The sequence below is a fragment of the Psychrobacter vallis genome (genome assembly GCF_904846715.1).
Classification (GTDB): Bacteria; Pseudomonadota; Gammaproteobacteria; order Pseudomonadales; family Moraxellaceae; genus Psychrobacter; species Psychrobacter vallis.
Genome location: NZ_CAJHBU010000002.1, coordinates 51,945 through 64,760, shown reverse-complemented (window position 1 = coordinate 64,760; position 12,816 = coordinate 51,945). Strand labels below are relative to the sequence as shown.

General features: G+C 37.2%; 12 protein-coding genes. 5 read left to right on the top strand and 7 right to left on the bottom strand.

Annotated features, from left to right (window positions below; genetic code table 11):
- The first annotated feature begins 126 nt into the window (after positions 1-126).
- Positions 127-1,056 carry a branched-chain amino acid transaminase gene (locus tag JMY02_RS01625; protein ID WP_201594544.1) on the top strand — a complete coding sequence of 310 codons (930 nt, stop codon included), beginning with the start codon at positions 127-129 and terminating at the stop codon, positions 1,054-1,056.
- A 104-nt stretch (positions 1,057-1,160) separates the two neighbouring features.
- A complete protein-coding gene (locus tag JMY02_RS01620) occupies positions 1,161-2,003 on the top strand; it encodes a glycosyl transferase (protein WP_201594542.1) in 843 nt (280 codons plus the stop codon).
- Between the two features lie 247 nt (positions 2,004-2,250).
- On the opposite strand, the gene rfbC is transcribed toward JMY02_RS01620, so the two are convergent.
- Genes rfbC through rfbB form a run of 4 tightly spaced genes read right to left on the bottom strand, consistent with a single transcriptional unit; the run spans position 2,251 to position 5,728 of the window.
- Positions 2,251-2,823, bottom strand: coding sequence for a dTDP-4-dehydrorhamnose 3,5-epimerase (rfbC, locus tag JMY02_RS01615; protein ID WP_201594540.1), 573 nt, complete (start codon positions 2,821-2,823; stop codon positions 2,251-2,253).
- Positions 2,824-2,850: 27 nt separating this feature from the next.
- A complete protein-coding gene (gene rfbA / locus JMY02_RS01610) occupies positions 2,851-3,741 on the bottom strand; it encodes a glucose-1-phosphate thymidylyltransferase RfbA (protein ID WP_201594538.1) in 891 nt (296 codons plus the stop codon).
- Positions 3,738-4,643, bottom strand: a complete 906-nt coding sequence (gene rfbD, locus JMY02_RS01605) for a dTDP-4-dehydrorhamnose reductase (protein WP_201594536.1) — start codon at positions 4,641-4,643, stop codon at positions 3,738-3,740. Before rfbD ends, rfbA begins: the two co-directional genes overlap by 4 nt.
- Positions 4,644-4,663: 20 nt before the next feature.
- Positions 4,664-5,728: a dTDP-glucose 4,6-dehydratase gene (rfbB, locus tag JMY02_RS01600; RefSeq protein ID WP_201594534.1), complete on the bottom strand. Its 1,065-nt coding sequence runs from the start codon at positions 5,726-5,728 to the stop codon at positions 4,664-4,666.
- A gap of 932 nt (positions 5,729-6,660) precedes the next feature.
- Between rfbB and JMY02_RS01595 the strand changes: the two genes are divergently transcribed.
- From JMY02_RS01595 to JMY02_RS01585, 3 genes are read left to right on the top strand one after another with little or no spacing between them, the layout of a single operon-like run.
- Positions 6,661-7,548 (top strand): glycosyltransferase family 2 protein, encoded by an 888-nt coding sequence (locus JMY02_RS01595; RefSeq protein WP_201594532.1) that lies wholly within the window; start codon positions 6,661-6,663, stop codon positions 7,546-7,548.
- A 22-nt stretch (positions 7,549-7,570) separates the two neighbouring features.
- The gene (locus JMY02_RS01590; protein ID WP_201594530.1) at positions 7,571-8,404 is read left to right on the top strand and encodes a glycosyltransferase family 25 protein; all 834 of its coding nucleotides are present in this window, start codon (positions 7,571-7,573) and stop codon (positions 8,402-8,404) included.
- A gap of 7 nt (positions 8,405-8,411) precedes the next feature.
- Positions 8,412-9,506, top strand: a complete 1,095-nt coding sequence (locus tag JMY02_RS01585) for a glycosyltransferase (RefSeq protein WP_201594529.1) — start codon at positions 8,412-8,414, stop codon at positions 9,504-9,506.
- Positions 9,507-9,532: 26 nt separating this feature from the next.
- Here the strand turns inward: JMY02_RS01585 and JMY02_RS01580 are convergent, their stop codons facing one another.
- The 3 genes from JMY02_RS01580 to JMY02_RS01570 form a co-directional block, all read right to left on the bottom strand.
- Positions 9,533-10,384, bottom strand: coding sequence for a glycosyltransferase family 25 protein (locus JMY02_RS01580; RefSeq protein ID WP_201594527.1), 852 nt, complete (start codon positions 10,382-10,384; stop codon positions 9,533-9,535).
- Between the two features lie 5 nt (positions 10,385-10,389).
- Positions 10,390-11,139 (bottom strand): hypothetical protein, encoded by a 750-nt coding sequence (locus tag JMY02_RS01575; RefSeq protein WP_201594525.1) that lies wholly within the window; start codon positions 11,137-11,139, stop codon positions 10,390-10,392.
- A gap of 286 nt (positions 11,140-11,425) precedes the next feature.
- The gene (locus tag JMY02_RS01570; RefSeq protein ID WP_201594523.1) at positions 11,426-12,592 is read right to left on the bottom strand and encodes a nucleotide sugar dehydrogenase; all 1,167 of its coding nucleotides are present in this window, start codon (positions 12,590-12,592) and stop codon (positions 11,426-11,428) included.
- Positions 12,593-12,816 lie beyond the last annotated feature (224 nt).

Here is a 12,816-nt window from a genome sequence, read left to right as displayed (position 1 = left end):
TAATAATGACGTTATATTTTTAATAAAAAAATGACGCGGCGGTGTTATCATACGATGTTGATACATACTGTCAAAAACAACCTACCTAAAAAAGTTAGACGTCAGCGCTAACATAAGGATTATAAAATGAACATGGCAACACAAGATGGCAAGCTTTGGATGAATGGCACGATGATTGAACAGCCAGATGCTAAGGTACACGTACTGACGCATAGTCTGCACTATGGTATGGCAGTGTTTGAAGGGGTACGTGCTTATCAAACCGCTGATAAGCGCACGGCAATTTTTCGCCTAAAAGAACATACTGAACGCCTATTGGGTTCTGCAAAAATCTTTCAAATGAATGTACCCTTTGATGCGGCGACACTTGAGCAAGCGCACAAAGATGTGGTCAAACAAAACAACTTGGCAGAAGCGTATATTCGCCCTCTTATTTGGGTAGGCGCAGAAAAGCTTGGTCTGTCTTCGCGTGATAACAGTATCAATGCCATGGTTGCCGCTTGGCATTGGGGTGCTTATCTTGGTGAAGAAGGTATCAAAAACGGTATCCGCGTAAAAACATCTTCATTTACACATCACATGACCAATGTGACTATGTGCAAAGCAAAAGCCTCAAGCAACTATCCTGTGTCTATCATGGCCAACCAAGAAGTCACTCGTAATGGTTATGATGAAGCCATCTTGATGGATCCACAAGGATACGTCTGCCAAGGCGCAGGCGAGAACTTATTCTTGGTAAAAGATGGCGTACTACACACACCTGACCTAGCAGGCGGCGCACTTGACGGTATCACTCGTCGCACTATTATCCAATTTGCTGCTGATTTAGATATTAAAGTGGTTGAACGCCGTATCACTCGTGATGAATTTTACTTGGCGGACGAGATCTTTATGACGGGTACTGCTGCTGAAGTCACACCAATTCGTGAATATGACGACCGTATTATCGGTAACGGTGGCCGTGGTGAGTTGACAGAAAAGTTACAAACCTTGTACTTTGATGTGGTACATGGCCGCAATGAGAAGTATATGGACTGGTTAAGCTTTATTGATTAAAAATAACATTATTTACACCTATCAAAAAAGCTGAGCGTAATCGTTCAGCTTTTTTATGCTAATATATTTGTCATATTTATTCATGCGATTAAAGTGAGCAGTCAATGCCAATAGATTCTAGTACAGCAGACAATAAAAATATCAAACAAATCATTTGTATCAAATGGGGTACAAAATATGGGGCTGATTATGCCAATAAATTATATGGCATGGTATCTCGTAATATCACACCACCATTTCGCTTGGTCTGTTTTACAGATGACACCACTGGTGTACGTCCAGAAATAGAATGCCAGCCCTTACCTGAAATTGATTATCCTATGCCAGTAGGTACTTCTGGACAATGGCCAAAATCACGTTTATGGAGTGAGAAGCTAGGTAATGTAGAGGGTGACGTACTTTTTTTGGATTTGGATGTGGTGATTGTTGGAAACTTGGATGTTTTTTTTGAATATAAGCCTGAAAAAGAAGTAGTATTGACACGCAATATGACTAATCCTCTTGAAAAGCTTGGGCAGACGTCATTATTCAGGTTTCCTGTTGGTAAACTGGTCTCTTTGCAAAAATTGTTTGCCACGGATCCTCAAGGGATTGCTGAAAAATACCGTTTTGAACAGCGTTTTGTCACTCGTAATGCACCAGGTGGGGTTGAATTTTATCCTAGACGTTGGGTGAGACATTTTAGGTTTGAGTGTAAACGCTCTTTTCCATTAAACTATTTTTTACCAGCAAAACTGCCAAAAGATACGCGGGTTGTAATTTTTGCTGGGGGCGCTCTCAATCCACCAGAAGCAATTGAAGGGCGCTATCGTACAGAATATCCAAATAACGCTAAAGAACATATTAAACTTTTGAAAACCTCGGACAAAGCTAAGAAAAAGCCATTTCGTCATTTGCGACATTTTATTTTACCCACTCCTTGGGTTGAAAAGTATTGGCGCGAGTGAAAGGTTTAAAACGAACTAGGATATGTCGTCAGTTAGCACATTTATGTATTTTATGGTTCTATATATGATTTGTCACATGCACAACTTATTCTTGTTTGCTGTGCCGTTACTGATAGAGTCTGCGAAAAATTATCGCAGCCCTGATGTGTACCTTTTACATTGTTTTGACTATATAGAGAATAGCCAAAACAAAATAGAGAATAGCCAAAACAAAATAGAGAATAGCCAAAACAAATGTTAATTGCGGTTAAAATATATCACCCATTATTCTAGCTTTTTCAAAGCTTAAGCCTTCATTGTCTTTCTCAGTTAGCTCAAGTTCTAGACCCTCAATCGGCCAGTTAATTTTTAAGCTATCATCATTCCATAAGATCGTCCGCTCACTTTCTTTATGGTAATGATGAGTGGTTTTATACAAAAATTGTGTATCGTCTTCTAGCGCTACAAAGCCATGTGCGAAACCGGCAGGTATCCATAGTTGACGGTGATTAGTGGCTGTCAGCTCTAAGCCTACCCATTGACCAAAAGTAGGTGAGTGTTGACGTATATCTACAGCCACATCCCAAGCTCGCCCTTGTACCACGCGAACCAGCTTCGCTTGAGAAAATGGGTTAAGTTGGTAATGTAAGCCTCGCAATACGCCTTTTTGTGAGTTGGAGTGATTGTCTTGTACGAAATTTGGCAGATTGAACCCGCGTTCGCTTAGAGCAGTTGCAAATGTTTTTTGGTTAAAGCTTTCCATAAACCATCCGCGCTCGTCTTCAAAAACACGAGGTTCAAGGATTAAAAGCTCGGGTATTTTGGTATCAATGATTTTCATAATGAATATGTCGATATTGTCATGAGTTTATTGTGAACGCTCTTGATATAGTTTTAGTAAATATTGTCCATATCCTGTTTTTTTGAAAAAATTGGCGCGTTCTAGCAATTGAGCGCCATTAATCCAACCGTTGTGATAGGAAATTTCCTCAAGACAGGCTACTTTAAGGCCCTGACGATGCTCAATAGTTTGAACAAATTGTCCTGCATCTAGTAGAGAATCATGTGTTCCGGTATCTAGCCAAGCAAACCCACGCCCTAAAAGTTCCACATTTAATTGCTCTTGTGCTAGATAAGCATTATTGATGTCAGTAATTTCTAATTCACCTCTGTGCGAAGGCTGCACATTTCTCGCGATTTCTATGACTTGATTGTCATAAAAGTACAAGCCAGTGACTGCGTAATTTGACTTTGGATGATCTGGTTTTTCTTCTATACTTAATGCTTTACCGTTTTGATCAAATTCTACTACGCCAAAACGTTCAGGATCACTTACATAGTAACCAAAAACCGTTGCGCCCGTTGCTTGTTCAGTCGCTCGGCGTAACTGTTGGCTAAAGCTTTGCCCGTAGAAAATATTATCTCCCAATACCAAGCAAACATTGTCATCACCAATAAACTCTTCACCCAAGATAAATGCTTGAGCCAAACCGTCAGGTGAAGGTTGAACTTGATAGGATAAAGTTATTCCTAGCTCATCACCATTACCCAATAGCTTTTTGAAATTTGGTAAGTCTTCAGGAGTAGATATGATTAAAATATCTCGAATACCAGCCAGCATCAGCACCGATAAAGGGTAATAAATCATCGGCTTATCGTAAATTGGTAACAGTTGTTTGGATGTGCCTAAGGTAATAGGATGCAAGCGTGAACCGGAGCCTCCAGCAAGAACAATACCTTTACGGTTTGTTTGAATCATAATAATAACTCTCCTAATACGTGAGCAACACCTTGTTGCCAATGTGGCAAATGTAATTGAAATTTATTTTGTATTTTTTGGGTATTCAAACGTGAGTTAAGCGGGCGTTTTGCAGGAGTCGGGTATATTGATGTCGGAATAGGGTTTATCTGCTTTATCAGTAATTTTGTGCCCATCTCTTGCTGTGCGATTGAAAATATAAATTGAGCATAATCAAACCATGAACACTCACCTTTTGCAGCTAAGTTATAGTGTCCGTAAAAACCACTAGCATGCTCATTTATTAAATAGTGACGTAGGGCTTGTGCAGTAATATCAGCAATCAAAGCTGCCCCAGTTGGTGCCCCGATTTGATCAGCGATAATATTGAGCTCTTCTTTACTTTGAGCAAGCTTTAGCATGGTTTTAATAAAGTTATTGCCATGAGTACCATATACCCAACTGGTACGAAAGTTAATAAATCTTGCACCACTTTGCTCCAAAGCAATTTCTCCATCATGCTTAGTCTTGCCATAGTTGTTTATAGGAGCTCTATGATCTTCTTCTGACCAAGGCGTATTTAGAGTACCATCAAATACATAATCACTAGAGTAGTTAATCAATAAGCTATTATACCGTTTAGACATATCAGCTAAATGCTTCACCGCCAAATGATTGATTAAATCAGCCTGTACATAATCACTTTCAGCATTATCTACAGCAGTATAAGCGGCTGCGTTGATGACTACATCAGGCCGTATGGTATTGTAAAGCTGTTCTATCGCTATAAAGTCGCTGATGTCTCCGCATAATCCACCATTATTTGCTTGGCGATCCAAAGAAATAACATGTCCTAATGGCTGCAAAGCTCGCTGTAATTCCCAGCCAACTTGTCCGTTTTTACCTAATAAAATAATATTCATGGTGAATTTGCAAGCTTTGGTTATTGATAGTGTTGGGTGACCCAGTTTTGATATTCACCACTTTTTACGTTTTGAACCCAAGTGGTGTTTTTTAGATACCATTCTACGGTTTTTCGCAAACCAGAGGTAAAGGTTTCTTGTGGTGTCCATCCCAATGATTGTTGAATTTTACTGGCATCAATAGCATAGCGCAAGTCATGCCCCGGACGATCTTTTACATAAGTAATCAGGTCAGCATAACGTATGATGCCATGTGGCTTGTTTGGAGCCAGTTCTTCTAGCAATGTACAAATAGTTTGAACGACTTCAATATTGGTATGCTCATTGTGCCCTCCGATATTGTAGGTTTCTCCTATTTTTGCTTCGGTAGCGACCAGATATAAGGCACGGGCATGGTCTTCAACATATAGCCAGTCTCGAATCTGTTGCCCGTTGCCGTATACAGGTAAAGGTTTGCCGTCTAAAGCATTTAAGATTACTAAAGGTATCAATTTTTCTGGAAAATGATAGGGGCCGTAGTTGTTAGAGCAGTTGGTAATTACAACTGGTAAGCCATAAGTTCGATTCCATGCACGTACGAGATGGTCTGAGCTGGCTTTGCTGGCTGAGTAGGGGGAGCTCGGCGCGTAAGAGGTGGCCTCAGTAAATAAATCGTCATTATTTTCTAAGTCACCATAGACTTCATCAGTAGAAATATGATGAAAACGAAAGCGGCTTTTTTTATCGCCAATTAGGGTTTCATAGTAATGTCTAGCCACTTCTAATAGGGTATAGGTGCCTATAATATTGGTCTGCATAAAGGCAGCTGAGCCCGTGATAGATCGGTCAACATGAGATTCTGCAGCTAAGTGCATCACGATATCGGGCTGAAAATCAGCAAAGTGTGCTTCGATGGCTTGTTGATCGCAAATATCTGTTTGGGAAAACCGATAGCGCGGGCTATTTGATAAACTCGCCAAAGACTCTAGATTGCCCGCATAAGTGAGCTTATCTATGTTTAAAACGATATCTGTGGTATTAGCTATAATATGGCGGATAACAGCTGAGCCAATAAAGCCTGCGCCGCCTGTGATTAATATATTCATAATTTTCCTTAGTATACGAATAGTATGATTAATTTTCATTAATTCAGTTTCTAGCCGACTTATTTTAATTTTTATATATAAACTCTACTAATTTATCTATAAATTTTAAGTAACTGGGGATTTAAAGTATCTTGAATAAGGTTAACACCATATTCAATTTTCTCTAAATTAACTATCTGTTTTTCCAAATAATAAAAATATATATGGAGCTCTTTCTTATGGGATTTTTTATTACGATTAGAGATAGGTGAGTCGTGATTATATATATGATTTAACGTTATAAATGGATTAAAAAGTAAGTATCGTAACTAGGATTGTTTATAATATAATGTCTAACCTGTTTAGTAGATATTTTACTTTTATCAAAAAATTTTGGAGATAGAAGTCCAGAACAGTTTTAAAGTTCAGACTTTTGAATGACTTCATTATGTAAGCGGATCAAGTGAGCATTCTCACGTTTGTAAAAATCAGAGTTTTGCCTATAGTCAAAGGTTAGTAGGTCGATTCTATCTTCTGGATAAGAGTATTGATCCTGCCAAGTTTGGTATAGCTCTATTTTCATAAAAGAAACTCATAATGACTGTAAAAAATCAGCTCTAAATTTTCGGGAGATGTTACCATATACTGAGAATTTAAGTATAGGGTAGATACCAAGATCTCTTGCATAAGTCATTGCTGACCTTTATCACTACGTTAACCAGATCCAATGAAATGGTACTTTCGCAAGAAGTCTGACATATAAACTATATTAATTTTTCCATGACGCCATATTGAAATAATTTCTTTGGGCTTGTTGCTGCCTGCGTGACAGGAAATGCGCAGAAGGCATCGCAGCAATGTATTTTTCAAAGTGAATCAGCTACAGTAAGCACCTTTATATGATATAAGTAATTACGACTTAATAAAAAACTATAGAGGACAATGCCTAAATAATGAAAATATCGATTTTAATAGTTAATTATAATACAGAAAGTTATATTCGTAGCCTATTGATTAGTATAGTTAAGCAGACAATGATTAAAAAAAACTTTGAAATTATTATTAGTAATAACGTTCAAAACAATGTATTAACCCAAATAATTGAGAAAAATAGTTTAGATCAAGAACTTAATATCAAAGTATTACAAATGATAAGTAATATCGGATTTGGAAGAGCTATGAATGAAGCAGCAAAAGCTTCCTGTGCAGAGCACTTGCTAATCATTAATCCGGATGTTTTATTGAATAATACTCACTACTTAGATGAAATGCTTGATTATTTAACATCTAACCCAGATTATGGTGTTGCTACCAGTAGCGCTTTTAATGACGATGGGGAGTATAAGAATGATAGATATACTTATGAATTTTTTGATAACTTAGGATATGATAACCAGATTTGTTGGTTTCAAGGCTCTCTATTATTTATTAAGTATGATGTATTTAAAAACTTAGGTGGTTTTGATAAAGACTATTTTATGTATTGTGAAGATGAAGATTTATGTTATCGCATTAAAAATGAAGGGTATCCTCTACTAAAAAATCATAAGCTCAGCTTTTACCATAAAGGTGGAGCTAGTGAACCAAGTCAAGATTACGATTACTATTATCGACATTTCAAATCAATGTTATTGTTTATGCACAAGCATAAAGAGGAGCACTTCTTTAATGGATTGATTAAAGATCTTGATAGAAAAAGCATCAAACGTATAAAAAGGTATGCAGTTTTAGGGAAGTTTTCATATAAGTATAGAACTAGAGTGCTTAAGGCTCAGGTAATGCATGATATTACTCATAAGATACTTAAAGATTCAGCTAAATGGCTTTATTTTGATAAATAACTAAAAATCTATTTGAGGGTGGATGATGATAGATATTTTTTATATAAATTTAGATAGTAGAAAAGATCGTCTGCTTAGTATGCAAGAACAATTAACTGCTTTAAACTTATCTGCAAAGCGATTTTCGGCTTCAGTCGGCAAGCATCTTAGTATGAAAGAAAGGTTATTTGTAGATGCCTATAAATTTACCTGTTTAATGAAGCGTCCAGTTACAGACGGAGAGATTGGTTGTGCCTCATCTCATAGAAGAGTTTGGCAATATATAGTAGATCATAATATTGATTACTGTTTAGTAATGGAAGATGATGTAATTATTGATAAACAAGTTGTTGAGATGATCAGTAATTATCAAAACTACCAAGATTTTGATTTTATAAATTTATCTTCAAACAACCCTTATTCTTATGACGAAGAGGTAGCTAAAGAGCTACTGAGCCAAGATGTGAATAAGCGCCCTATTGATCCAAAGCTTTTAAAATTATGGAAAAAACTAGAATGGCGTAATAACTGGCGTATTTATAAATTGAAACCAATAGCTGATAATTTAATGATATGTGAATGCGATCCTGCACCTGCACTGGGTAGTGGTTACATAGTCTCAAAAAAAGCAGCAGTTGAATTTTTGCATGCCAGTGAGAACTTGTTTTATCCTATTGATTATGTATGGAGATATGCAACTGGTGAGCTTAGACAGGGTTTTATTTCTACCTCACTCATTACTCAAAAACAGGTTGATAGTGATATTTTTGGAAGAGAGGAAAAATGCGAGCTGAACATTACGCAGCATGTTCATAGACTGTTCTTAAAGCGAGCGCGGCGACATAGAATTAAAGATATCAAAAAAATGTATGGGTAATTAAATAATGATTAATAATATAAAACAAAACAAAACAGTCATCCTTACTATTTTCAGCCTACAAGGTGGAGGTGCAGAAAGATTTGTTATAACGTTAGCTGAAGGGTTTAAAATACTAGGATATGAACCACATATCGTTTGTTTTAAATCGCAAATTGATTATGAAAAGCCTGATATTCCGATACATTTCTTGTCTTATCAATCTTATCGCTGGTTACCAAAAGGTATACGGCACCGCCTTTTTGCCAAAGTATTTGATAGCTATGTGCGCCAACATATTACTGATAAGCCTGTATTAACTTTATCCAATTTATGGCAAGTTGATCAGACACTTACACATAGCCAGCTTCCTAATAAAGTATTTGTGATTCATAATACATTATCTAAAGAAAAACAAGTTCACACCCATCTAAATGATCATGCATTACGAGAAGTGTATCAGTCTCAAAATGTAGTTGCTGTAAGTAAGGGGGCCAAGGAAGATTTTCTCACTATTGTCCCTAGTGCTAAGATGTTAACTGCTATTCATAATCCTATTGACCAAGAGGGAATTATAGTTCAGTCTCAGAAAACTGAGGAGCTGCAAAATATTGAAAAAAAATATCCTATATTGAAAAAAGGATATATCGTGCATGTAGGTAAGTTTAAAGCACAGAAAAATCATATTGCCTTGATTAACGCCTATGCCAAATCAAAAAAGAGTTTGCCTTTACTTTTAGTAGGGCAAGGAGAGCTACAATCGCAATGTAAAGAGTTATGTAAAGAGCTAAGATTACAAGATAAAGTTATATTTGTAGGTTTTACTCCAAATCCTTACCCTTTAATTGCTCATTCAAAAGGTATGGTGTTATCTTCAATATATGAAGGTTTTGGACTAGTGATTGCAGAATCATTAGCGCTTGGAGTTCCAGTTATAAGCACCGATTGTGATTCAGGCCCTAGAGAATTACTACCAAAGCATCACTTGGTTGCTGTTGGAGATATCCAAGGCTTGGCAGATAAATTAGATGATTTGATGCAAAACCCACATAGTTTTAGCAGTGACTTTGATGTAAGTCTTCTACCTAAGTCAGTTGCTATGCAATATCTGAACATGGTTTGAGTAAATAGTCTCATAGCTAACGGGGCTTAAGATTTTAATAAGGCGTTTAAATATACAAAATCACTTTGTTTGGGTGAGATTTCTAAATATTTTGATTGGCTAGAATATTTAGCTTGGATGAATCCCATATCTAATTGAGCACTGATACGTCGTGACTTGTATTTGAACTTATCAATTAAATCTTTAGCTGGTGGCTTACTATTGGCTGGTGTTGAGATATTACTGCTCGCAATAGTACTGAGTTGTAATTCTGGCATGCCATAGTGCTGAGCCATATCCATTTGTAGGGCAAGCGCAGGCACTGTTTGAGCACTCTTTAAGTCTTTGGTATGACAAAGTAGGGCATCTGCTAGTCCTGCGCCAAATTTTTCTACAGAATCCAATAAAGTTTTGGCGCCTTTAGGTGTTAGTAAATACGCTGCAGCCCCTGTTTTATCCAAGAATAACTCATGTAAGGCGACATCTCTATTGATATGAATACCTTGTTTGCTAATTAACTTCTTACGTCCACGAGTCTCAAAAGTTATATGATCATACGTAATATCTTGATTGCCACTTATCTCAAAAAGAGTCGTTGGCAAGTCTTGAGATAATAGGGCGTCATCCTCAAGAATTAAAAACGATTGCCCGCGATTAGCCACATGCTGCCATGCTAGATAATGGCTCAAAAAACAGGCCACCTCTGTGCGCCTAAGTTTACGCTGCCAGTCATTTGCCCATTTTTCGTACTCGTCTTCTGTCAAGCTATCTACAGAAATAGCTTCCCAGCGTTGATAGAGGATTGCAAGTTTATCTAGCTGCTTACTCTGAAAATCCCAACGTTGTTTGGCACTATCTAAGTTAATGACCAAGGCAGTTATTTTTGACTGATACGACATTATCTCTATCCCTTCCACCAAGCAGTTTTATCACGAGTATGTAAATCACGAAAACGTGAATATACAGTACTAGATTCAGGTTTTTGTACTCGTTCGAAGATTTCAATGACTAAATCGCCTAGCGGATGAGACTGTGCTAGTTTATCTAAACGCCAGCGCATGTTACGCAGCGTATCATCAGTGCCAACAGCAAATCCTGCTACGCCATCAAACAAGGCCAGTCTCTCATTTTGTAAAGAGGTATAGCGTCCATCATCAGGCTTAGAAGTATCTATTGCAGTAAGATAACGCTCGCTCTCTTGTAACTTAATGGTATTAACTAAAATAACTGCATTCATTAATAGGGCTTTTAGATAATCATCATCACTATAGTCGATAAATGTATCACAAGCAGAAATAAGCCAGCGGGTATTTAATGCATGGATCAAGTACTCTTTTTGCTCATGCCAAAGTTGCTCAAATAGCTTAAACTCTTTATCAACTTGATAGCCTCGACGAATAAGCACTATCAGGGTGGCATGATAATATGCAAGCTCTGAATGACCAACAAACTCACGTCTTAGGTTTTCAAGATGATTTTGCAGGTTTTTATCAGAGCCATAAGTATATTCAATATGGGAGCCATCTATCATTTGCTCACGCATTTCATCCCAGCCCAACTGATCAAACTTTTTTGCTACGGTAGCTGCGCCAAGCCTTTTGCGATGCTGATTTAAGGAAAAAAGACTGGCCAATTTAGATTTAGGTGTTTTCATTACCAGTGCTCCTATAATCACAGACTTGATTTTACATGTTTATAATATTTATCGCCATCGATAGCAGCAGGTTGCTGATGAATTAGTCCTACTGTGGAAAATAACGATTTTTGCGCCATAGGTGACTTTACTACTTGTATAATATTAAATGGCAAGAGCGCAATATATTAATATTTAAATCTAATTCAAGTAATTTTTTCTTACAATGAATAGGTATTAAAATATGAATTTTTAATAAACATACGTTCATTGTAATAAATTTTTTGTTTTGAGTATTATAAAAGGGTTAATCGCTTCCAAATAGGTCTCGTGTAAATACTTTTTCAGCGACATCTTCTATATCAGCAGACAAGCGGTTTGCAACAATCACATCACTTATGGCTTTGAATTCTTCTAAGTCTTGAACCACGCGTGAATGAAAGAAGTGTTTTTCTTTCAAGACAGGTTCGTAAACAACCACTTCGATACCTTTTGCTTTGATGCGTTTCATAATTCCTTGAATCGCAGATGCTCTAAAATTGTCTGAGCCACTTTTCATGACCAGTCGGTATATGCCCACAATTTTTGGTTTTCTTTCGATAATTTTGTCCGCAATAAAATCTTTACGAGTTCTGTTGGAATCAACAATGGCTTTTATTAGATTGCTTGGTACTTCATCATAATTTGCTAATAATTGCTTGGTGTCTTTAGGGAGGCAGTAGCCACCATAACCAAAGGATGGATTGTTATAATGGTTGCCAATTCTGGGATCTAGACCAATGCCTTCTATAATCTGTTTGGTTTCAAGTCCAAATGTCTGTGCATAAGTATCCAGCTCATTAAAATAGGCCACCCGCATCGCTAAGTAAGTGTTAGAAAATAGCTTAATGGCTTCAGCTTCTGTCGGCTTTACAAATAGTACGGGCACTTCTTTTTTAATAGCGCCTTCGAGCAGCAGATTGGCAAACCATTGCGCCTGTTCGGACTGTTCACCTACAATGATGCGTGAAGGATATAAGTTGTCATGAAGTGCTTTACCTTCTCGTAAAAATTCAGGCGAAAAAATAATACGATCAGTCGCATAACGTTGTCTTAAGCCTGCTGTATATCCCACTGGGACGGTAGATTTTATGATAATGGTGGCTTGTTTATTGACTAAAAGTACTTGCTCAATCACCGTTTCTACCGTTGAAGTATTGAAGTAATTGGTCTTTGAGTCGTAATCAGTAGGGGTGGCGACAATAATGAAGTCAGCGTCCTTGTAGGCAGATTCGGCATCCAAAGTGGCGGTAAAATCAATGTGTTTATTTAATAAGAAGTCTTCAATATCTGGGTCTTCAATAGGAGACTTTCCTGAGTTTAATAGCTCAACTCTTTCTGCTACGATATCAACTGCTATGACGGTATTATGCTGAGCCAGCAATATAGCATTGGATAGACCTACATAGCCTGTGCCGACTACTGTTATTTTCATAAAAAATCCAAATTTATATTTTATCTGTAGTTTTAAGCTTGGTTTTATTTACTGGCATCTAACATTAAAAATGATGGCAGATAATCGAGAAACTTCTATATAGCAGCACTATGTTTTTTATAGCAAATTGATTATAGTCTGGCTTTCTATGGAAAATACCCATGTTTGTATTGGCTGGTGAGTGTATGCACATAAGGTTTATTATATCATCGGTGCTAGGGCGT

Coding starts and splice junctions, on each gene's coding strand:
- JMY02_RS01625 (WP_201594544.1), top strand. CDS start 127: ATGAACATGGCAACACAAGATGGCAAGCTTTGGATGAATGGCACGATG.
- JMY02_RS01620 (WP_201594542.1), top strand. CDS start 1,161: ATGCCAATAGATTCTAGTACAGCAGACAATAAAAATATCAAACAAATC.
- rfbC (WP_201594540.1), bottom strand. CDS start 2,823: ATGAAAATCATTGATACCAAAATACCCGAGCTTTTAATCCTTGAACCT.
- rfbA (WP_201594538.1), bottom strand. CDS start 3,741: ATGATTCAAACAAACCGTAAAGGTATTGTTCTTGCTGGAGGCTCCGGT.
- rfbD (WP_201594536.1), bottom strand. CDS start 4,643: ATGAATATTATTTTATTAGGTAAAAACGGACAAGTTGGCTGGGAATTA.
- rfbB (WP_201594534.1), bottom strand. CDS start 5,728: ATGAATATATTAATCACAGGCGGCGCAGGCTTTATTGGCTCAGCTGTT.
- JMY02_RS01595 (WP_201594532.1), top strand. CDS start 6,661: ATGAAAATATCGATTTTAATAGTTAATTATAATACAGAAAGTTATATT.
- JMY02_RS01590 (WP_201594530.1), top strand. CDS start 7,571: ATGATGATAGATATTTTTTATATAAATTTAGATAGTAGAAAAGATCGT.
- JMY02_RS01585 (WP_201594529.1), top strand. CDS start 8,412: ATGATTAATAATATAAAACAAAACAAAACAGTCATCCTTACTATTTTC.
- JMY02_RS01580 (WP_201594527.1), bottom strand. CDS start 10,384: ATGTCGTATCAGTCAAAAATAACTGCCTTGGTCATTAACTTAGATAGT.
- JMY02_RS01575 (WP_201594525.1), bottom strand. CDS start 11,139: ATGAAAACACCTAAATCTAAATTGGCCAGTCTTTTTTCCTTAAATCAG.
- JMY02_RS01570 (WP_201594523.1), bottom strand. CDS start 12,592: ATGAAAATAACAGTAGTCGGCACAGGCTATGTAGGTCTATCCAATGCT.